Source organism: Candidatus Erwinia haradaeae, from assembly GCF_900698855.1.
GTDB lineage: Bacteria > Pseudomonadota > Gammaproteobacteria > Enterobacterales > Enterobacteriaceae > Erwinia_E > Erwinia_E haradaeae_F.
Window position 1 is genome coordinate 1,030,948 of the sequence record NZ_LR217698.1, and the last position, 23,313, is coordinate 1,054,260.

12 protein-coding genes, 2 tRNA genes and 3 rRNA genes are annotated in these 23,313 nt (G+C 34.6%); 6 read left to right on the plus strand and 11 right to left on the minus strand.

Annotated features, from left to right (window positions below):
* Window positions 1–574: 574 nt before the first annotated feature.
* Window positions 575–910, minus strand: coding sequence for a cell division protein ZapA (zapA, locus tag HACICURT3053_RS03125; RefSeq protein WP_157992326.1), 336 nt, complete (start codon window positions 908–910; stop codon window positions 575–577).
* Window positions 911–2,258: 1,348 nt separating this feature from the next.
* Here zapA and pepP point away from each other — a divergent pair.
* Both pepP and ubiH read left to right on the plus strand, forming a co-directional pair.
* On the plus strand, window positions 2,259–3,575 hold the full coding sequence (pepP, locus tag HACICURT3053_RS03130) for a Xaa-Pro aminopeptidase (protein ID WP_157992258.1): 1,317 nt from the start codon (window positions 2,259–2,261) through the stop codon (window positions 3,573–3,575).
* Window positions 3,572–4,738 carry a 2-octaprenyl-6-methoxyphenyl hydroxylase gene (gene ubiH, locus HACICURT3053_RS03135; RefSeq protein WP_157992259.1) on the plus strand — a complete coding sequence of 389 codons (1,167 nt, stop codon included), beginning with the start codon at window positions 3,572–3,574 and terminating at the stop codon, window positions 4,736–4,738. Before pepP ends, ubiH begins: the two co-directional genes overlap by 4 nt.
* Before the next feature lie 224 nt (window positions 4,739–4,962).
* Here the strand turns inward: ubiH and rrf are convergent.
* From rrf to HACICURT3053_RS03185, 10 genes are all read right to left on the minus strand, one after another.
* A 5S ribosomal RNA gene (rrf, locus tag HACICURT3053_RS03140) occupies window positions 4,963–5,078 on the minus strand.
* A 122-nt stretch (window positions 5,079–5,200) separates the two neighbouring features.
* Window positions 5,201–8,148, minus strand: a 23S ribosomal RNA gene (locus HACICURT3053_RS03145).
* Between the two features lie 226 nt (window positions 8,149–8,374).
* Window positions 8,375–8,447 (minus strand) — tRNA-Ala (locus HACICURT3053_RS03150).
* Window positions 8,448–8,539: 92 nt separating this feature from the next.
* Window positions 8,540–8,616 (minus strand) — tRNA-Ile (locus HACICURT3053_RS03155).
* A 72-nt stretch (window positions 8,617–8,688) separates the two neighbouring features.
* Window positions 8,689–10,230 (minus strand): 16S ribosomal RNA (locus HACICURT3053_RS03160).
* Together the 16S, 23S and 5S rRNA genes with 2 tRNA genes alongside form the textbook arrangement of a ribosomal RNA operon.
* A 383-nt stretch (window positions 10,231–10,613) precedes the next feature.
* Entirely contained in the window at window positions 10,614–12,257 is a 1,644-nt protein-coding gene (gene groL / locus HACICURT3053_RS03165) for a chaperonin GroEL (RefSeq protein ID WP_157992260.1), read from the minus strand.
* Window positions 12,258–13,280: 1,023 nt separating this feature from the next.
* Complete coding sequence (locus HACICURT3053_RS03170) at window positions 13,281–13,820, minus strand: YggT family protein (protein WP_157992261.1); 540 nt, start codon at window positions 13,818–13,820, stop codon at window positions 13,281–13,283.
* Between the two features lie 18 nt (window positions 13,821–13,838).
* Window positions 13,839–14,555: a YggS family pyridoxal phosphate-dependent enzyme gene (locus tag HACICURT3053_RS03175; RefSeq protein WP_157992262.1), complete on the minus strand. Its 717-nt coding sequence runs from the start codon at window positions 14,553–14,555 to the stop codon at window positions 13,839–13,841.
* A 672-nt stretch (window positions 14,556–15,227) separates the two neighbouring features.
* On the minus strand, window positions 15,228–16,076 hold the full coding sequence (gene truA, locus HACICURT3053_RS03180) for a tRNA pseudouridine(38-40) synthase TruA (protein ID WP_232037557.1): 849 nt from the start codon (window positions 16,074–16,076) through the stop codon (window positions 15,228–15,230).
* 1,210 nt (window positions 16,077–17,286) lie between these two features.
* Window positions 17,287–18,570 carry a citrate synthase gene (locus tag HACICURT3053_RS03185; RefSeq protein WP_157992263.1) on the minus strand — a complete coding sequence of 428 codons (1,284 nt, stop codon included), beginning with the start codon at window positions 18,568–18,570 and terminating at the stop codon, window positions 17,287–17,289.
* A 1,454-nt stretch (window positions 18,571–20,024) separates the two neighbouring features.
* Between HACICURT3053_RS03185 and sdhC the strand changes: the two genes are divergently transcribed.
* Genes sdhC through HACICURT3053_RS03205 form a run of 4 tightly spaced genes read left to right on the plus strand, consistent with a single transcriptional unit; the run spans window position 20,025 to window position 23,252 of the window.
* Entirely contained in the window at window positions 20,025–20,402 is a 378-nt protein-coding gene (gene sdhC, locus HACICURT3053_RS03190; RefSeq protein ID WP_414973883.1) for a succinate dehydrogenase, cytochrome b556 subunit, read from the plus strand.
* Entirely contained in the window at window positions 20,396–20,743 is a 348-nt protein-coding gene (gene sdhD / locus HACICURT3053_RS03195; RefSeq protein WP_157992265.1) for a succinate dehydrogenase, hydrophobic membrane anchor protein, read from the plus strand. The genes sdhC and sdhD overlap by 7 nt, the downstream gene beginning before the upstream one ends.
* Entirely contained in the window at window positions 20,743–22,512 is a 1,770-nt protein-coding gene (sdhA, locus tag HACICURT3053_RS03200) for a succinate dehydrogenase flavoprotein subunit (protein WP_157992266.1), read from the plus strand. The genes sdhD and sdhA overlap by 1 nt, the downstream gene beginning before the upstream one ends.
* 23 nt (window positions 22,513–22,535) lie before the next feature.
* Complete coding sequence (locus tag HACICURT3053_RS03205) at window positions 22,536–23,252, plus strand: succinate dehydrogenase iron-sulfur subunit (RefSeq protein WP_157992267.1); 717 nt, start codon at window positions 22,536–22,538, stop codon at window positions 23,250–23,252.
* Window positions 23,253–23,313: the final 61 nt, after the last annotated feature.

Below are 23,313 nucleotides of genomic sequence, written 5' to 3' on the forward strand. Positions count from 1 at the left end.
TTTAATTATAATAATTTTTCTAAAATAGTTCAAGATTAATCTGATTCTTCTATTTTTCCATCTATTATATTCAAGGAGATCCATTAATGTCCATGTCTAAAAACTAAAATATAATTGTAAATATTAAGCTTATATAAAAAGCTCTATAATTTTATATAAAACTATAAATGCATTTCTATATTTAGAATATATCTTAATGAATAAGATATAAAAAATAAAAATAAGGCAAATGTACTACTCATATAAAATGATGATCATACCAGAATAGTTCAATTTTTTATCAAAAATTAAATACCATGAAACCATGATCACCATTTAAATTAATTATACTATAAAACAACATTTTTTATTGATTTTAAAAAAATTATAACCAAAAACGTTATCAAAAGATATGATATTCCTATTATCTCCTTAATTTTCTACTTTAATCTAGTAAAAAATACTAACCTCTTTATTTAAAAAAAGATACAGAGATGTCCTTAATATCTATTAAAATAAAAAATTAACATCTGTCTAAAAAAGAAAAACACAGACTATTAAAATTAAGAATAGATATTCTTTATGTTTTATAAAATTATTCAAATTTAGTTGAAGACTGTTGAATACAAGTAATGTTATCTTGCTCGAATAATTCTTGTTCTAATATCTGTTGTAAACTCCGCATCTTCTTTTCCATATGTAATGCATAATCACGGGTTTTGACTTTTTCCTCAGCTAATTCATAGCAAAGATTTAAAGCAGCAATTAAAACTAATTGCTCAGTATTAGTGACTTTAGTACGAAGCTTTAAGTCTTGTAAACGTTGAGAAAGATCTTCCGCAGCTAAATTTAATGCACCCATTTCTTTATGAGGGCACTTGACTCGCAATGCGCAACCAAGAATATGAAGATCTACTGGTTGTGTAGATATATCGCCAGAATGAGTCATTTTGATATCCGTCATGATCTATTTTTCTATATACTATAAAAAGATTAATATAACTATCCAATCGACAAGAAACAACCCTATTCTAAATACTTATTACAAATCTTAATTTTTACATTATGATTTTATCTAAACAAGAAAATCTATATATTATTGAATAATCGAATAGTAATAATATGAAAGAAGCAAAATTATAATAAGAGATCAGTCTATCTATTATTCCCTAATACTTGCATAAACCTTAATCTAGGCTCACTATGTCGATACGTTAAAACTATGCATGATTTAAATCATATAACTTAATTTACTGTCTTGCCCATAGTCTGATATCTAACTCATTTTGATACATTTTATTATTATAAAAAATAGTAAGATCAAATATAGAAACCTCTTTCCAAAATACATAAATATGATTTTTTAATTTTTTTTAAAATAGAAAATAAAATCTGAATTTTAAAAGAAACAATTAAAAAATATGAATAACTCTTCCAATAAAAATAGATATGAACCACATTAACACAACTACCAACTAACCATACCTTATAGAGCTCGAATAAACTAAATAATAAATGAATATATAAAATATAAAAATAAAAATAAACTGATCTAATTTTACCAAAATACAGAGGAAAATTAGAATCCATATTATCTATGAACAACCTAACGTAATTTCTGACCTCATTTTTAAAAAGTATAGGAGATTTTTAACTCATAACAATCACAAACCATTCTGGTCATAGTTAATATAATCTCTTATGTTAATAAATTTACCTATATAAACTAACATTTTATATAATGTTCTAAACATTAGATGATAAATATTATAATATATTGTCAATATTATAACTTTAGAACAAATCAATATAGAGTAGTTAATTATCTTTCTAATTTTATTAAAAATAGATTTTTTTACATTACATATAGTGCTAATAGAAAGAATTAATAATGAAAAATCTTTATTTAGACTTAATAATATTAAATTATATTTTAAGATGATTAACTCTATTATTATATAATTTCTCTAAAACATATTAGAAATAAATTCTACTAGATTCTATCTATGAAAATGCATATTAACGATCTCTCATTTCTATTTATAATCTAATTAAAGTCAAAATAAAAATATTAAGTTACACTAAAGTTAGTAATTATCTGTTTTAAAAATCCTCTGAAACGGATAAGTAATTTTATCTTCTTTTATTAATAACTGTTTCGTAATTTGTATATGAATATTAACAATAATAATTAAAATATTTACTACAATTAGAACATATCTTTAAATGAAATGTTAAATAGAATAATCAGAATATCTTACTTAGTTTAAGGAGATTAAGTGATTAAAAAAGAATTTCTGTGCCGCCGATTAGCTTTATTAGAAAAAATGGAATCTTCTAGTATTATCCTAATCTTTTCAGCTCCCGTAGCTATACGAAACAATGATAATCCCTACCCTTATCGACAAAATAGTGATTTTTGGTATCTTACTGGTTTTAATGAACCAGAAGCAATGTTCGGACTGATAAAAGACTCAGACAACTGTTGTAAAAGTCTACTCTTTAATCGAAGCCACAATCGAAAAGCTCAAATATGGGGACAGAATTATATTGGACAGGAATCTGCACGTATAAAACTAGCTGTCGATTATGCTTTCCCATGGGAACAAATAGACAATCATCTCCATCTCTTTTTAGATGGATTAAAAATAATTTATCATGTAGAAAAACAATATTATTTTTCTGATCGAATTATTTTTACTGCATTAGAAAAACTCCGAATAAACCAAAAAAAAACTCTCTCCGTACCTCAAATCTTACTGGACTGGCGCCCATTGGTGCATGAATTACGCTTAATTAAATCTTCATCAGAAATAACCTTACTACGACAATCAGGACTTATTAGCGCCTTAGGTCATATGCGAGCTCTTAAAAAATTATTTCATGGTATTCATGAATACCAGATAGAAGGGGAAATTCAATATGAATTTAATCATCACGGTGCTCGTTGGTCTGCCTATAATACCATTATTGCCTCAGGAGAAAATTCCTGTATTTTACACTATACTGATAATAACAAGATTATAAAAAATGGTCAGCTAGTATTAATTGATGCTGGATGTGAATTTCAAGGTTATGCCAGTGATATTTCACGTACTTTCCCAGTAAATGGAAAATTTAATATTCCACAAAGGTTTATTTATACTACTGTTTTAAATGCATTCAATCTAGCACTAAAACTATATCAACCTGGAACCAATATTTACACAGTTACAAAAAAAATAATCGCTTTTCTAGTACACAAATTAGTTCAATTAAAAATTATGCAAGGTGATGTTCAAAAACTAATTAAAGATAAAGCTATTGAACAATTTTTCATGCATAAATTGAGTCATTGGATTGGTTTAGATGTACATGATTCATATTATTATAGTCAAGACGATAAACGAATCTTGGAACCAGGTATGGTCTTAACTATTGAGCCAGGTTTGTATATTACTACTGATTCAAAAGTACCATCAGAATATCGTGGAATTGGTGTTCGAATTGAAGATACCATTCTCATTACTAAAAATGGTAATGAAAATCTAACCTCAATAGCTATAAAAAAAATAAATGAAATAGAGTCTTTTATGGTCAACAGAAAATCCTTATGAGTGTTATTATCGTAGGAGCGGGATTGGCTGGACTAACACTGGCTTTTGCATTGTCTTATCTAACGCAAGGTAAAAAAGACATTAAATTAGTAGAATCTATTAAACCCGATAAGTTTCTTCACCCAAATCACAATGGACGTACTATAGCATTAGCTTATGGGCTTTGTCGAAAAATAGACGCACTTAATCTTTGGTCATTACTTGATCCTATAGCCACCGCAATTACTCGGATTCATGTAAGTGAACTCGGTTCTGGTGGTTTTTTCTCTCTTGATGCCTCTACTTATGGAATCCCATTTCTAGGGCAGGTTTTTGAATTAAATCAAGCAAAAAAAATTTTTTTTAATCATCTAGAAAAAAATAAAAACATTACTTTATACTGCCCAAATACTGTAATCCTCGTTACACAATATACAGATTATATTCTCATTAAACTAAATAATGGTGAAAAAATTAAAGGTGATTTATTAGTTGCTGCTGATGGTACATCTTCTAATATAGCTAGATTATGTGGTTTACAGTGGAAAAAAAGAGATTATCAGCAAATAGCGTTAGTAACTCAAATTTCTACTGACTTAGCACATCAAGGACAAGCCTTTGAGCGGTTTATCAGAAATGGATCATTAGCTTTACTACCAACTTCTAGAGGACTTAGTTCATTAATTTTATGTTTAGAACAAGAACAAATGAAAACAATGTACAACTGGAATGACAAAGAATTTCTGACTTATTTACAGACAATATTTGGATGGCGATTAGGAAAAATAACAAAAGTAGAAAAACGGTACTTCTATCCAATAGAATCATGCACTAGAGTAAGTACTATCGCTCAACGAACAGTATTAGTAAGCAATGCCGCACAAACACTTCATCCCATTGCAGGTCAAGGATTAAATTTAGGCATGCGAGACATATTAACATTAACTGATATTTTAATTTCAGCTTGGAAAACCGGAAAAAAAGCTGGTGATTTTTCTACATTAAAACAATACCAAAAACAACGAATTATTGATGTACAAACAACTATTGATTTTACAGATTTATTAGTTAGGATTTTTTCTCATCCTTGCTCGACGCTTTTCATTGGACGAACTCTAGGATTAATGATGATAAATGATATTACATATTTACACAACATATTTATTAAACGATCAATTCAATAGCTCTATGATACAACAGCCCTTATAATATTTTATATATACCAATTAAAATAAAATTTAAATATATTTAAATATGAGTAATACTAATTACTATTACATATAATAGACACGTAACTTATATATATTTATAACTTATATATATTTGAATTTAAACCGTACATTAACTTGCTAGGCATTATTTTAATAAAAAAAGCCATCATAGTGATGGCTTTTTTTATTAAAATAATGCCTAGCGGTTCCCTACTCTCACATGGGGAGACCCCACACTACCATCGGCACCACGGCGTTTCACTTCTGAGTTCGGTATGGGATCAGGTGGGACCACCGCGTTATGGCCGCTAGACAAGTTCTGTTATATTGTTAACTTGTTGCTCTTTTCTGAGCAAGGAAAATGCATATCCATTACAAGCTGAAATATATAATATCTGAGTTCTTAAGTATCTAAAAGAACGCTTCTGGTGTTGTAAGGTTAAGCCTCACGGATCATTAGTACCGGTTAGCTCAACGTATCGCTACGCTTACACACCCGGCCTATCAACGTCGTTATCTTCAACGTTCCTTTAGGACCCTTGAAGGGTCAGGGAAGACTCATCTTGAGGCAAGTTTCGCGCTTAGATGCTTTCAGCGCTTATCTTTTCCGTACTTAGCTACCGGACAATGCCATTGGCATGACAATCCGAACACCAGTGGTACGTTCACTCCGGTCCTCTCGTACTAGGAGCAACCCCTCTCAATCTTCCAACGCCCACGGCAGATAGGGACCGAACTGTCTCACGACGTTCTAAACCCAGCTCGCGTACCACTTTAAACGGCGAACAACCGTACCCTTGGGACCTGCTTCAGCCCCGGGATGTGATGAGCCGACATCGAGGTGCCAAACACCGCCGTCGATATGAACTCTTGGGCGGTATCAGCCTGTTATCCCCGGAGTACCTTTTATTCGTTGAGCGATGGCCCTTCCATACAGAACCACCGGATCATTATGACCTGCTTTCGCACCTGTTCGAATCGTCACTCTCACAGTCAAGCCAGCTTATGCCATTGCACTAACCTCACGATTTCCGACCGTGATTAGCTGACCTTTGTGCTCCTCCGTTACTCTTTAGGAGGAGACCGCCCCAGTCAAACTACCCACCAGACACTGTCTCCACGCCGGTTAACGGCGTTGGGTGAGAATAGCAAACTTTAAAGGGTGGTATTTCAAGGATGGCTCTACATAAACTAGCGTCTATGCTTCACAGCCTCCCACCTATCCTACACATTAAAGTTCAATATTCAGTGTCAAGCTATAGTAAAGGTTCACGGGGTCTTTCCGTCTTGCCGTGGGTACACTGCATCTTCACAGCGAATTCAATTTCACTAAGTCCCGGGTGGAGACAGCCTAGCCATCATTACGCCATTCGTGCAGGTCGGAACTTACCCGACAAGGAATTTCGCTACCTTAGGACCGTTATAGTTACGGCCGCCGTTTACCGGGGCTTCGATCAAGAGCTTTTTCTTTCGAATAACCCCATCAATTAACCTTCCGGCACCGGGCAGGCGTCACACCGTATACGTCCACTTACGTGTTTGCACAGTGCTGTGTTTTTAATAAACAGTTGCAGCTAGCTGGTATCTTCGGCTGGCTTTAGCTCCTCGAGCTTGTCGTTTCACCTGCAAGCCAGCGTGCCTTCTCCCGAAGTTACGGCACCATTTTGCCTAGTTCCTTCACCCGGGTTCTCTCAAGCGCCTAGGTATGCTCTACCTGACCACCTGTGTCGGTTTGGGGTACGATTAACTATGACCTGATGCTTAGAGGCTTTTCCTGGAAGCATGGCATTTATTACTTCAACACCTTAGTGTCTCGTCATAACGTCTCAATCTTACTGAACTTAGGATTTACCTAAAATTCAAACCTACACGCTTAAACCGGGACAACCGTCCCCCGGCCAATATAGCCTTCTCCGTCCCCCCTTGGCAGTCATAACTAGTACAGGAATATTAACCCGTTGTCCATCGACTACGCCTTTCGGCCTCGCCTTAGGTGTCGACTCACCCTGCCTCGATTAACGTTGGGCAGGAACCCTTAGTCTTTCGGCGAGCGGGCATTTCACCCGCTTTATCGTTACTTATGTCAGCATTCGCACTTCTGATATCTCCAATATCTCTCACGAAATACCTTCAACGACTTACAGAACGCTCCCCTACCCATCGGACGCATATTTAAAAACAGTTATATTAATGTAACTGTTTTTAAATATGCGTCCGATGCCGCAGCTTCGGTGCATGATTTAGCCCCGTTACATCTTCCGCGCAAGCTGACTCGACCAGTGAGCTGTTACGCTTTCTTTAAATGGTGGCTGCTTCTAAGCCAACATCCTGGCTGTCTATGCCTTCTCACATCGTTTCCCACTTAATCATGACTTTGGGACCTTAGCTGGCGGTCTGGGTTGTTTCCCTCTTCACGACGGACGTTAGCACCCGCCGTGTGTCTCCCATGATTACATTCTCCGGTATTCGGAGTTTGCATTGGCTTGGTAAGCCGGGGTGGCCCCCTAACCAAAACAGTGCTCTACCCCCGGAGATGAACTCACAAGGCGCTACCTAAATAGCTTTCGGGGAGAACCAGCTATCTCCCGGTTTGATTGGCCTTTCACCCCTAACCATAGGTCATCCGCTAATTTTTCAACATTAGTCGGTTCGGTCCTTCAGTTAGTGTTACCCAACTTTCAACCTGCCCGTGGCTAGATCACCGGGTTTCGGGTCTGTATCCTGCAACTAACGCCCATTTAAGACTCGGTTTCCCTACGGCTCCCCTATACGGTTAACCTTGCTACAAAATACAAGTCGCTGACCCATTATACAAAAGGTACGCGGTCACACTAAAAAATGCTTCCACTGCTTGTACGTACACGGTTTCAGGTTCTCTTTCACTCCCCTCGCCGGGGTTCTTTTCACCTTTCCCTCACGGTACTAGTTCACTATCGGTCAGTCAGTAGTATTTAGCCTTGGAGGATGGTCCCCCCATATTCAGACAGGATATCACGTGTCCCGCCCTACTCTTTAGAACCCACTCCTTCCGAATTTTTATATACGGGACTATCACCCTTTATTGTTCGACTTTCCAGACGATTCTACTAATTCGTAAGATGATAATGGTTCTGGGCTCTTCTCCAGTTCGCTCGCCACTACTAAGGGAATCTCAATTGATTTCTTTTCCTCGAGGTACTTAGATGTTTCAGTTCCCTCGGTTCGCTTCATATCACTATTTATTCATGAATATGATGATGTAATAAATTACATCGGGTTTCCCCATTCGGGTATCGTCGGCTATTACGGTTCATATCACCTTCCCGACGCTTTTCGCAGATTAGCACGCCCTTCATCGCCTCTGACTGCCTAGGCATCCACCGTGTACGCTTATTCACTTAACCTTACAACCCACAAGCGTCCTGTGGACTAATTAATCAATTATCTTATTAAGATACACTCAGTTCTATACTTTCTCTAATTATAGAAACTAAAATTATTTTAGGTATACTATTTTATTTTTTCAGCTTGTTCCGGATTATTAAAGAGCATTTTTCTTAAACAAAATACTAATACTTTAGAATTTTAAACATATTAATATAAAATTCCTTTTCACACAAGTTTTTATTGTGGAGCTAAGCGGGATCGAACCGCTGACCTCCTGCGTGCAAAGCAGGCGCTCTTCCGTCTGAGCTATAGCCCCATATAATTAAAACCTGCAAAAACCTTGTATAGACCCAAGATTATAATCTATAAATCTTAATTATTTAAGATTTAATTTACAATCAAAAAACTTGGTAGGCCTGAGTGGACTTGAACCACCGACCTCACCCTTATCAGGGGTGTGCTCTAACCATCTGAGCTACAAGCCTATAAGGTTTTACTTATTACTCTAATGATCAGACAATCTGTGTGGGCACTTCTTGGAATTCTATACTTAGTGTTAAGGAGGTGATCCAACCGCAGGTTCCCCTACGGTTACCTTGTTACGACTTCACCCCAGTTATGAATCACAAAGTGGTAAATGCCCTCTCGAAAGTTAAGCTACCTACTTCTTTTGCAACCCACTCCCATGGTGTGACGGGCGGTGTGTACAAGGCCCGGGAACGTATTCACCGTAGCATTCTAATCTACGATTACTAGCGATTCCGACTTCACGGAGTCGAGTTGCAGACTCCGATCCGGACTACGACATACTTTATGAGGTCCGCTTGCTCTCGTGAGGTTGCTTCTCTTTGTATATGCCATTGTAGCACGTGTGTAGCCCTAACCATAAGGGCCATGATGACTTGACGTCATCCCCACCTTCCTCCAGTTTATCACCGGCAGTCTCCTTTGAGTTCCCGACCAAATCGATGGCAACAAAGGATAAGGGTTGCGCTCGTTGCGGGACTTAACCCAACATTTCACAACACGAGCTGACGACAGCCATGCAGCACCTGTCTCACGGTTCCCTAAGGCACTTTTTCATTTCTGAAAAATTCCGTGGATGTCAAGGTTAGGTAAGGTTCTTCGCGTTGCATCGAATTAAACCACATGCTCCACCGCTTGTGCGGGCCCCCGTCAATTCATTTGAGTTTTAACCTTGCGGCCGTACTCCCCAGGCGGTCGACTTAACGCGTTAGCTCCGGAAGTCACTCCACTAGGAAACAACCTCCAAGTCGACATTGTTTACGGCATGGACTACCAGGGTATCTAATCCTGTTTGCTCCCCATGCTTTCGCACCTGAGCGTCAGTTTTCGTCCAGGGGGACGCCTTCGCCATCGGTATTCCTCCAGATCTCTACGCATTTCACCGCTACACCTAGAATTCTACCCCCCTCTACGAAACTCTAGACTACCAGTTTCGAATGCAGTTCCAAGGTTAAGCCCAGGGCTTTCACATCCGACTTGGTAATCCGCCTGCGTGCCCTTTACGCCCAGTCATTCCGATTAACGCTCGCACCCTCCGTATTACCGCGGCTGCTGGCACGGAGTTAGCCGGTGCTTCTTCTTCGGGTAACGTCAATGAAAGAGGGTTTTAACCTCTCTCGTTTCTTTCCCGCTGAAAGTACTTTACAACCCTAAGGCCTTCTTCATACACGCGGCATGGCTGCATCAGGCTTTCGCCCATTGTGCAATATTCCCCACTGCTGCCTCCCGTAGGAGTCTGGACCGTGTCTCAGTTCCAGTGTGGCTGGTCATCCTCTCAGACCAGCTAGGGATCGTGGCCTGGGTGAGCCATTACCTCACCCATAAGCTAATCCCGTCTGGGCACATCCGATGGCATGAGGCCGAAAGGTCCCCCACTTTGGTCATAAGACATTATGCGGTATTAGCTACCGTTTCCAGTAGTTATCCCCCTCCATCGGGCAGTTTCCCTGATATTACTCACCCGTTCGCCACTCGTCGGCAAAGAAGCAAGCTTCTCTCCGTTACCGTTCGACTTGCATGTGTTAGGCCTGCCGCCAGCGTTCAATCTGAGCCATGATCAAACTCTTCAATTAAAAGTTCAATATTTTTTACTTCATTCTTAAAAAATAAAACAGAATATATAATATATCTATATTAGACTGAAATATAAATTTTAAGACTTAATATTATTCACGTTATAAAAACGTTTTATAGATATTCTTAGAGTGCCCACACAGATTGTCTGATCAATTTTTTAAAGAACAAGTACATAGGATATTCATCATACACGTAACTTATTTATAGTCAACTTTTTTTTAACATTTTATTATACTTTTATTAAAAATCTATAATCTTCTGTTAATAAAGATCTTTGACTTAATTAAGTTCTCTATCAAAAAATATTCGCTAATCATCTATCTAAGCTCCCCAACCCTAAAAAGAGTTGGGGTGATCTTATAAAGAATCAAACGAATAACTACATCATACCACCCATTCCAGGAGAGCCCATTCCAGGATTAGAAGCTACATCAGGTGCATCACTTTTAGGTACATCAGTTATCATGCATTCAGTAGTAATCATCAAACCAGCAATAGACGCTGCGTACTGTAAAGCTGAACGAGTGACTTTAGTTGGATCAAGAATACCAAAATTAATCATATCACCATACTCTTCCGTTTGAGCATTATAACCGTAATTTCCTGATCCCTCTTTGACAGCATTTGTTACTACAGAAGCTTCTGCACCTGCGTTGGATACAATTTGACGCATTGGTGATTCCATGGCTCGTAGCGCAACCTTAATTCCAACATTTTGATCTTCATTCTGACCTTGTAGATTGCCTAAACAAGATGCTACGCGAACCAACGCGACACCTCCTCCAGCCACTACTCCTTCATCTACTGCAGCGCGGGTAGCATTTAAAGCATCTTCCACACGTGTTTTTTTCTCTTTCATTTCAATTTCAGTTGCCGCACCAACTTTTACTACAGCCACACCACCTGCTAATTTTGCAACACGCTCTTGCAGCTTTTCACGATCATAATCAGACTTTGTGTCTTGTATCTCTTGGCGAATATGACTCACACGGGCAGAAATAGCCTCTGACTTGCCACGACCATCAATAATAGTTGTAGTATCCTTGGTAATGACAACACGTTTGGCCTGACCCATATCTTCTAATACAGTTTTTTCCAATTCCATACCAAGATCTTCTGATATGACAGTTCCACCAGTTAAAACAGCTATATCTTGTAACATAGCCTTACGACGATCACCAAAACCAGGCGCTTTTACCGCAGCTATTTTTACTATACCACGCATAGCGTTTACAACTAAAGTGGCTAATGCTTCACCTTCAACGTCTTCAGCAATAATAAAAAGCGATTTACTTGATTTTGCAACTTCTTCTAAAATTGGTATAAGCTCTCTAATACTAGAAATCTTTTTATCCACCAGTAGAATCAATGGAGATTCTAGTTCTATTAAACCAGTATCTGGTTTATTAATAAAATAAGGCGACAAGTAACCGCGATCAAATTGCATACCTTCAACCACATCTAGCTCGTCGTGTAAACCATTCCCTTCTTCAACACTGATCACACCTTCTTTACCAACTCTTTCCATCGCTCTAGCAATTAACTCACCTACAGATGCATCAGAATTAGCAGAAATAGTCCCGACTTGCGCAATACCTTTAAAGTCAGAACAAGGTACAGATATTTTTTTTAATTCTTCCACTGCTGCAATTACTGCTTTATCAATTCCCCGTTTAATATCCATAGGATTCATACTAGCAGCAATTGCTTTTAAACCTTCATTAACTATAGATTGCGCTAATACAGTAGCAGTAGTAGTACCATCACCAGCAGCTTCATTTGCTTTAGAAGCTACCTCTTTTACCATCTGTGCGCCCATGTTTTCAAACTTATCTTCTAATTCAATTTCTCGGGCAACAGACACACCATCTTTAGTAATACTTGGTGCACCAAAAGATTTATCCAAAATAACATTACGACCTTTAGGTCCTAAAGTTACTTTTACCGCATCAGCGAGCAAATTAACGCCACATAGCATTTTAATGCGAGCATCATTACCAAACTTGATATCTTTAGCTGCCATGATGTATTTCCTTTTATATTATATTTCACATTACTTGTTGTAAAATAATAAAACTTTCTAACTCTAGATATTTATCCTTAAATCTTTTACAAGTATATCATTCCCTAAAATACATCATTAATACCCTAATCATGATAAATGATATAGTTGTAAAACTGATACCTTTAATTTAATTAAACTTAACTCAATCCTTCATGATTATATTAAAATCCTTAAGGACTTCTATTCTCTGTAATACAATTACTATTGTAATACAGTTAATATCTTCTTCCGGTAAAGAACCAAACAATCATTCTTCCGCTAACAAAACTCATCAAAAAAAAACGAATTAAAGTCAAACTTTATCTGTGCTCACTTATAAATAACTTGATTATATAACAAATTAATTTATTCGTTAACCTCCTAATTAAAGAAACCTAAATTAATATCAAAAAATACTTAAATCACCTTACGAATCTAATTAACTGTTATATTGAATTATATATGGTATTACAAAAAGATCTTTCAAGTGCTAATAGTAATTTTTTTCAAGATATAACAATAATCCTGTTAGTTAATTAAAGCATCAAGAAAAAAACATAAACTATAATACAACTATCTAATAAATCATTATATTGTTATCAACAATAAACAATATAATTTATCATATTTTGTTCTGTTTATACAGACATTCATAAATGAAATCAGATTCAATATTCTGCATAATCTCATAATCTCATAATCTCATAATCTCATAATAACTCGAATCTTAACAAAATAATTACTACTCTAGCACTCATAATAAATCTACAAACACATCAATAAATGAAAAATAAAAAAACAGGTTAATGAAATTTCATTATCATATTTATAACGTATTCTAAAGATATTAAAATAATCAAATACCCTATAAGATAAAATCAAGATAAAATCTTTTTAGACACCTCATATCATTCAATTATGCCAAAAAGAAATAGATAAAATAAACCTGTGATATTAGAATATTAGAACTGTAACTTTTAATCACCATAAATATCTATTTTTTTAAAAAAAGGTCCATCCAGGAACATATTCTAAACCAATAAAATATAACATATATAGAATTAAAATAATAAGCATTGGTGAACAATCTATACCACCAATAAGTGGTATAAATCTACGTATTCTAATCATCATCGGTTCTGTTAATTGAAATAAAACATAATCTAGTGAATTCGCTTCACGATGAACCCAGCTTATAATCGCACGACTGATTACAATCCAGAAAATAAGTGAACCAACTGATTTAATCAGAAGAACTAAGCCAAAATAGAAAAAGACAGGTTCAAATCTCAACAATCTTAATATAATCGGAACTAATAATACACTAAGAATATAAGCAATAGCTAATGTCGCAATATCTATTGGTCTAAATACAGAAAGAACGCGCTGAAACGGTCTAATCATAGGATAAGTAATTTTTATTGCACGCTGCAAGAACGGATTATAAAAATCACAACCAGTCCACTGCATCCAAATATATAGTAACAATATCTTAATGTACAAAGTTATTACAGTAGTTAATAAAAAAAACAATGCTAACATGAAATTCCTTAGTGATTTTTATTGACCAGGCAAATGTAGCTCTCTATCACTCTGGTGTCGTTTACCAAAAATAGAAGTACCAATACGAAGCATAGTGCTTCCACATATGATCGCATCGTTAATGTCCCCGCTCATACCTAGTGAAAGGGTATCTACATCAGGATAATCATCTTTTAATTGATTAAATGCTTTTTCCAATCTCTGATATTCCATGAGCGAAGAATTATTATTCTTTGACTCTTTCGGTATAGCCATAAGACCTCGCAACTTCAACCGTGGAAAATAGCTAATTTTCCTAACTAACTCTGGTAAATCTTCCAACAAAATGCCTGCTTTTGTCTCTTCATAACTGATATTGATTTGAATCAATACATTAATCGGTTTTTGATCACAAGATCGATATTTGTTCAGTAATTGTGCGATACGGAAGCAACTAACTGTGTGACACCAATCAAAATACTCTGATACAAGACGACTTTTATTTGATTGAACTCTTCCAATAAAATGCCAAGAGAGAAGAGGGTTATCTAAAATTTTAATTTTTTCCACTCCTTCTTGTGCATAATTTTCACCAAAAGAATATTGTCCAACGGAAACAGCTTCCTTAATCGCTGTAATAGAGTGATTTTTACTGACTGCAAGTAAAGTAATATTTTGAGGATTACGGCCGCATTTTTCTGCCATAACTGTCATCTGATTCCAGATATTGTATAAATTATATGTAATTAATTTCATATTTTAAATAAATCACGATGAAGAAAAGAAGAAACTTAAACATTTATCTTCACTGTTTTATGAGAGATAAGATCCTTCCGATATTAACCTTCAAATTGCTATAAAGTTTAATTTAATAATAATATTCTCAAATCTTATAGATATAGTTACTACAAATTTAGTCATATTACTCTAGTAATCTTATACTCCTTAATCAAGGAATTAATTATATATCATAATAAAAATCTGATCCCAAGAATGAATTTATTCATCATATCATATCATATCATATCATGATTATCATCATACAGTGATTTTGATGTAATCAAAAAAACACTCTAGAAACAAGCACAAATAAAAAAATTAAATATGATCTAGTCTTTTATAAAAATACCATATTGTTATAAATAATATCATAACCAAAAGGCATTGCTGCCTCTATAAAAATAAACTATATACACTTAAATAACGGTTACCTAGAAAATCCCGCACACATTTCTCTTTTAACACAGAGAAAATGTTATTTCCTGATTATTAAGTAATGATATACATCTTTTATTTTCTCATTAAAAAATTAAATAATTTTAAACTATAATAAAAAATAAAATTTTCGTAACATAATATTATAATATGAATCTAGATATTTCTCATCATAAAAAATATAAGTCATAAAAAATAAAATAGACGTAATGTTTAACGAAAATATTTTTCAACTAATAACTCCTCTTTAGACTGAAAAGAAAAGGAGCCAGATAAAGTATTTGGTATTTCATACTTAGACGGATAGTCTACAGAAACTAAATATAAACCACGAGCGGAAGCTGTTGCGGCCGCTAATGCACGATTTTTTGCTACAAGCACATCAGAAATCCAATGTTCAGGTTTTTTCCCAGAACCAACCTCTATTAAACTACCAACAATATTACGAACCATATGATGAACAAATGAATTAGCCTGTATATCAATGATAACATACCTGTCGTCTCGAGTAATATTTAAGTACATTATATTTCTCACAGGTAAACGTGATTGACATTGTCCAGAACGAAATGATGTAAAATTATGCTCACCTAATAAACAACGACTAGCACGGTACATTTTATCAATGTCTAAAAGATGGTAAATATATGCCGACCTTTCTCTAAAAATTGCGGATCGATGTAAATTATGATTGTTGACCACATAACGATAGAAGCGAGATAAAGCATTAAATCTAGCATGAAATAAATCAGGCACTTTCTTTACCCACCTTATAACTATATCTTCAGGTAAGCATCTGTTTACACCGCGTAGCCAAGCGTTCTCTGTGCGTTGAGAATAAGTTTTAAAATGAATAACTTGTCCAGTGGCATGAACTCCAGAATCTGTTCGTCCTGCACAAGTAACCCAAATTTTATGATCAGCAACTCGTTCAATGGCTCTTTCTACTTCTTCCTGTACAGTAGAGACTGAAATCTGGCGCTGCCAGCCCGAATAACAACTCCCATCATATTCCACACCAAGTGCTAATGTAGTAAAAGTCTTTATGACCTGGATTACCACGAATTAATATACTCCTAGATAAAATTACTAAATATTAACAGCTATTAAATTTATCATTCATAATAAATGATCAATGATTTATACTAAAACTACACAGATAAATGCTCTCATCGTTATCATTAAACCAACCAATACATAAAATATAAAATACCCAAAACTAATGACTCTAAAAAGCGCTCCTTTTTGATAGATGAAATCTCTGATAAAAATATAATGTTAAGACTATACTAAATCTATAATCCAGATCTTATATCTATTTATAGAACAAGAATTTAGAGAAAATTAAAAATAAAATCATATAGATAATCTATACTAATGTTCTCATAAAATGATCTCTTGCGTAAATAAAATTGATAACATAATCGCTTTAGTATCTACGCGCTTCTAATTTGTATCCCTAGTCTAATTAAGAACTAACACTGATTAAGGAAATTAACTCAACAGAACTTCAATCAGCTCATAATATATACAAAGTATATACAAAAAAATCACTAATTAATTAATGACGTATCTACATTAATCCAATATATTCTAATCTAATGTTAAGTAACAAAATACTTTCTGTGATTAATTACAAAAAATAAGACTTGGATGTAATTAACCGTACCAACTAAAACAACTATAGATCCTTACGTACTCTAAAAAATGATATATCTTATTTTTTGTTATTCTATTAAAAAAAATGGAAAAAATTAAACACTCTATCAATTTTCTATGCCCTTATAAATCCGTATAATAGGTTATTATAGAAATAAAAACTATTTTCTATTGTTATATAATTACACTATCTCATCTTATCATGATTATTAATAACTATAATATATTATTCAAGTAATCACTTTAACATAAGACATCTTATCGTTCATAACGATTCTACTTTATTCATTAGTATGATTAGAATCATCATATCGATGCACATTGATCATCCATCGATGATCACAATTACCTAAATATTTTATTAAAAAAAAATAAAATAAAACCATAGAAGTCAAGAATCAATACGATGCCTGAAAAAACGGTTCTCACTAAATAAGCCTAGCTAATTAAAAAGTCAAAACCCATTTTTTCTTAAAACAGAATACAATATCGATTGATCATATATCTTACTAAAAATATAATCAAAATATCTTAGCATCGACACATATTATAGAAATATTCTAATTAATTACTTAAAACGACTCGTAACTTATAATAGTCTAATCTGAAAATACTAAGATGTGATCTTAGAGTTAAAATTTCGTTGTGTATATCCAGTATATAGTTGTCGAGGTCGCGAAATTTTAATACCTTCATCATACATTTCCTTCCAATGTGCGATCCAGCCCACCGTACGCGCCATAGCAAAAATGGCTGTAAACATAGATGAAGGAATACCCATTGCCTTCAAAATAATGCCTGAGTAAAAATCAATATTTGGATAAAGCTTTCTCTCAATAAAATAAGAATCATGTAATGCAATATATTCAAGTTCCATTGCTACTTCCATGAGATCTTTTTTTACTTCTAGATGATTCAGGACTTCATGACATACTTCACGCATTACCATGGCACGTGGATCATAATTTTTATAAACCCTATGACCAAAACCCATTAAACGAAACGGATCATTTTTATCCTTAGCACGTCGCAAAAATACAGGAATATTTTCAATAGTACCAATTTCTTCTAGCATTAAAAGACACGCTTCATTTGCACCACCATGAGAAGGACCCCATAACGATGCGACTGCTGCTGAAATACAAGAAAAAGGGTTAGCACCAGACGAACCGGCAGTGCGTATTGTAGATGTCGAAGCATTCTGTTCATGATCAGCATGTAAAATGAGAATACAATCTAAAGCGCGTTCTAAGATCGGGTTAATAACATATGTCTCTGACGGATCAGAAAACATCATATATAAAATATTACCAGAATATGAAAAATCATGACATGGATATACAAAAGGCTTTCCTGTTGCATATCTATAACACATAGATACCATAGTGGGCATTTGTGCTAATAAACGTATTGCAATTAAATCACGATGACTCTTTCTATGAACATCCATTGAATCGTGGTAAATTGCCGCCAACGCCCCAGTCATTCCACAAAGCATTGCCATTGGGTGAGCATGACGACAAAAACAACGTAATAAATTATATATTTGTTCATGAAGAAGAGAGTTATGGGTTAATGAAATCTTAAAATCATGGAATTGCTTTACATTAGGAGCCTCACCATATAAAAGAATATAACATACTTCTAAATAATTTGAATTCAATGCTAGCTGATCAATAGGGAAACCCCTGTATAGCAAAACACCTTTATCCCCATCAATATAAGTGATACTAGATTGACACGATGCAGTAGAAGTGAATCCTGGATCAAAAGCAAAGTATCCTTGCGCACCAAGCGTGCGAATATCTAATTCTTGACAACCCAATGAACCCCTTAAAATATTCAACTCAATAGGATCTTTTCCATCGATGGCCAATATTGCTTTTTTCTTATCCATCTACCACCTCCTAAGTGATGTAATATGCATATGTTGATCACTGATGCCACTCATAATTGTGGCTCTATGCTCGGATATCAAAAACAATCTATTTCTATTTAATTATATCAAGCAATCCTAATTCGATTCAAAATCTTTTTTATAAGCTAACTCTATGTATATTAGAATAATGTTCTATCAACTCATAAAAAATATATTACATTAATTAAATAACTAAAATATATCGTTAAGAACAGTGCTCTATAACGAAGAGGACATAATATAACCTAGATATGAAGATATTTCTAGACACAAAATAGTCAGTTATCACTAATTATGTTGCTCATATTCATATCAAGAATATGAGCTATTTATACTGTAATCCAACAACTATTCACGTTCTATTCTATGATAAAGGAGATAAAGGAGATTAAAGATAACATCTATCATCTCTACATATTAATTAGAATCTATTAAAAGTCATAACTCAATCTGATATTTCTTCCTATTCTCAAACGCTAGATTATAGACTAACTTAAAAAATAAATCTCTTTGATTGATATCTTCTCTTTCTTCTCAGATCAGTGACAACACAAAGACTGATAATGCATTTTTTTAGAAGTGACTCTTTTCTTACAACACTGAATAATTAGAGCTCTAATCTAAAACTTTTTAATGAGCATATTTCTTAGTATATATCAAAAATTATTATATTTTTTCTCAAATATCTATTTTTTAAAACAATGATATTCACAACGACCGCATAAGGAAAGACAAAGGCTTAATATATTTTCATATTTTTCCATATTAGTCTATAAATGAATACATAAACTCTATTTAAGAAATATAATCAAAAAAACATAAAAGATAGCGGGTAATTTCTAAAAAAACTAGTTTGCACTATAACTTCTATTATGCAATTAATAAAAAAAGATAAAGGAATATAGCAAGATTAAACCTTTGGTATATGAGATCTTTTTTATCAAAACTAAAGGTTCTCCAAAACTATTAATCCAAATTGAGTTCTATATATAAAACGTAAAATAAATTTTTTTACCAAAACTATGTAACAAAAATTAAATACCTCTATATATTACAAACTGTTAAAATACATGCATTCTAATAAATTAACGAAACACTCTTAATCTTCCAAAAACTCTACGCATCTATAAATACCACTAATATAGCACAAGATTAGTAAAAATAGACTGTAAATATCAACTTATTAAAACTGTTATATTAATCATAAAAAATAGAATAAAGCCATAATAGAAAATATTGTAATTATATAATGATAAACTATAATATTGACATAGTTAATAGATCTTCTCAGATACTGAAAATAATATTATATCATAAAAACCAGATCATATATGAATCCATATAATATAGGCATAAATATACAGAGACCCCATCTAATTTATCTTCACTATTTAAAATACAGGATAAAATATGAAAGAGAGTGTAGAAACACCGTGAAAAAACAGAGACCAATAAATTTAAATTTGTCTACTATCTATTTCCCATTAACCGCAGTTACATCTATTCTTCATAGAATATCTGGAATTATCACTTTTTTCTCAATTGGAGCGCTTCTGTGGTTACTTGGACTATCATTATCCTCTCCTCAAAACTTTCTTCACGCATGTGCTATTATAGATAATTTTTATTTCAAATTTATTGCATGGGCATTGGTCAATACACTATCTTTTCACTTTATTGGTGGAATTCGACATCTCATAATGGACTTCGGGATTATTAGAACAACTGTGAACACAGGTAATATTTCTTCAAAACTTGTACTAGGTTCTGCTATTTTATTTGTAATTTTCTCCGGAGTTCTCATATGGTAAGCAGCGCTTCTGCCTTAGGGCGTAATGGTTTGCATGACTGGATATTACTTCGTGCAACTTCTATCATAATTGCACTTTATATACTTTATATTCTAGTATGGATTGCAATATCAGAATCTATAACTTACAACACTTGGCATATTTTTTTTAGTATACCTGTTACAAAAGTTTTTACTTGTCTAGCCCTGATTTCTTTAGTAGTACATGGTTGGATTGGAATGTGGCAGGTACTAACTGACTATATCGCCGCATACTCAATACGACTACCGCTTCAACTAGTAATAGTTGTAGTTCTTTTTATATATGCTATATATGGCACTATGATTGTTTGGAGCGTATGATGCAATTTCCAGTAAGAGAATTTGATGCCATTGTTATCGGTGCAGGTGGAGCAGGAATGCGTACTGCGTTAGAAATCACCAAGTCCGGCCAACAAACTTGTGCATTATTATCAAAAGTGTTTCCTACACGATCCCATACAGTATCTGCTCAAGGAGGAATCACCGTTGCACTTAATAACGCTCACCAAGATAATTGGGAGTGGCACATGTATGATACTGTTAAAGGTTCTGATTATATTGGTGATCAAAATGCAATTGAATACATGTGCAAAACTGGTCCAGAAGCTATTATAGAACTCGAGCATATGGGTTTACCATTTTCTCGCCTAGATAACGGACGTATTTATCAACGTCCTTTTGGTGGGCAATCTAAAAATTTCGGCGCGGAGCAAGCCGCGCGTACAGCTGCAGCGGCGGATCGCACCGGTCACGCACTTCTACATACTTTATATCAGCAAAATCTAAAAAATAAGACTACTATTTTTTCTGAGTGGTATGCACTTGATCTCGTAAAAAATATACATGGTGATATTGTCGGTTGCACTGCATTTAATATTGAAGATGGTGCAGTAGTCTATTTCAAAGCACGTGCAACAATTTTAGCAACCGGTGGAGCAGGACGTATTTATCAATCTACAACCAACGCATATATTAATACTGGTGATGGAATCGGAATGGCTCTGCGAGCAGATGTACCTGTTCAAGATATGGAGATGTGGCAATTTCACCCTACAGGAATAGCCGGAGCAGGAGTTTTAGTAACAGAAGGGTGCCGAGGTGAAGGTGGTTATTTATTAAATAAACATGGTGAACGTTTTATGGAGCGTTATGCACCTAATGCTAAAGACCTAGCAGGACGTGATGTAGTAGCACGTTCCATTATGATTGAAATCCTCGAAGGTCGAGGCTATGATGGTCCAGTAGGTCCTCATGTTAAACTTAAACTAGATCATTTAGGTAAAAAAATACTCCAATCTCGTTTGCCTGGTATCTTAGAGATGTCCAGAACATTTGCCCATGTAGATCCCATTCACGATCCTATTCCCGTGATCCCAACATGTCACTACATGATGGGAGGAATCCCGACTACTATCACTGGGCAAGCTCTAACAGTCAATAAAAAGGGAGAAGATGTAATTATCCCAGGCCTATTTGCAGTAGGAGAAGTTGCTTGTGTATCGGTCCATGGTGCTAATCGTTTAGGAGGGAATTCTTTGTTAGATTTAGTAGTATTTGGACGTGCTATTGGTCTACATATCAATTCTATATTTCAAAAACAAAAACCTTTATTAGAAGCAAGTAATAATGAAATTCAAGCCTCTTTATCACGCCTATTACGTTGGAATCATAATAAAGTAGGCGAAGACCCGAAAATAATACGAAAAGCCCTACAAGAGTGTATGCATCGAAATTTTTCAGTTTTTCGAGAAGGCGCTTCTATGTCTCTCGGTATAGAAGAATTAAAAGATTTACATAAACGCCTTCAGACTGCTCGTCTTGATGACCATTCTAGTGAATTCAATACAAATCGCGTTGAATGTCTAGAGTTAGATAACTTAATCGAAACTGCTTATGTAACTGCATTATCAGCATATTACCGAACTGAAAGCCGAGGAGCTCATAGTCGAGTCGATTACCCTTCTCGTAACGATGAAGACTGGCTATGTCACACACTCTATCTCCCTAAATATAAAAAAATGATACGACGAGCAGTAAACATGAAACCTATTTTTCGTTCACCCCTTCTTCCTCAAGTACGTCGCTACTAACGGTAGCTTCTGGAAATAATCTAATGATACTTAAATTTTCTATTTATCGTTATCATCCAGAGTTAAATATAACTCCATATATGCAAGACCATCTTCTGGAAATAAAAGATGGTGAAGATATTATGCTCTTAGATGCGCTTATTCTCCTCAAAGAAAATGATCCAACACTTACCTTCCGTTACTCTTGTCGTGAAGGAGTCTGCGGTTCAGATGGATTAAATATTAATGGTAAAAATGGTCTAGCCTGTATCACTCCAGTTTCAACATTAATACATAAAAATAAAAAAATTATTATCCGACCACTACCTCTTTTACCCGTAGTCAGAGATCTGGTAGTAGACATGAAACCATTTTATTTACAATATGAAAAAGTTCAACCTTATTTATGTCATGATTCCACAATCATGCCAGAAAAAGAACACCTACAGACACCAGAACAACGCAATAAAATAGATGGTTCATATGAATGCATTCTCTGTGCATGCTGCTCTACAGCCTGTCCATCTTTTTGGTGGAATCCAGATAAATTTTTAGGTCCAGCTAGTCTCATTACTTCTTATCGCTTCCTAATTGATAATAGAGATACCGAAACCAATAACCGACTTGATAATCTTAGCGATGCCTTTAGTGCATTCCGATGTCGTGGTATTATGAATTGTACTCAAGTGTGTCCAAAAGGACTAAATCCTGCTGAAGCTATTGGTCGCATTAAATCCAAACTTCTTCAGAGAGACGCTTAATATTTGTATATTACTATCTTCCAACTGACTAATCTAATATGTAACAACTATCTTTAATTTA

Excerpts from the sequence above, each read along its gene's own strand:
- HACICURT3053_RS03205 (WP_157992267.1), top strand. The coding sequence starts at position 22,536 with ATGATACTTAAATTTTCTATTTATCGTTATCATCCAGAGTTAAATATA.
- groL (WP_157992260.1), bottom strand. The coding sequence starts at position 12,257 with ATGGCAGCTAAAGATATCAAGTTTGGTAATGATGCTCGCATTAAAATG.
- ubiH (WP_157992259.1), top strand. The coding sequence starts at position 3,572 with ATGAGTGTTATTATCGTAGGAGCGGGATTGGCTGGACTAACACTGGCT.
- HACICURT3053_RS03185 (WP_157992263.1), bottom strand. The coding sequence starts at position 18,570 with ATGGATAAGAAAAAAGCAATATTGGCCATCGATGGAAAAGATCCTATT.
- HACICURT3053_RS03170 (WP_157992261.1), bottom strand. The coding sequence starts at position 13,820 with ATGTTAGCATTGTTTTTTTTATTAACTACTGTAATAACTTTGTACATT.
- HACICURT3053_RS03175 (WP_157992262.1), bottom strand. The coding sequence starts at position 14,555 with ATGAAATTAATTACATATAATTTATACAATATCTGGAATCAGATGACA.
- sdhD (WP_157992265.1), top strand. The coding sequence starts at position 20,396 with ATGGTAAGCAGCGCTTCTGCCTTAGGGCGTAATGGTTTGCATGACTGG.
- sdhA (WP_157992266.1), top strand. The coding sequence starts at position 20,743 with ATGCAATTTCCAGTAAGAGAATTTGATGCCATTGTTATCGGTGCAGGT.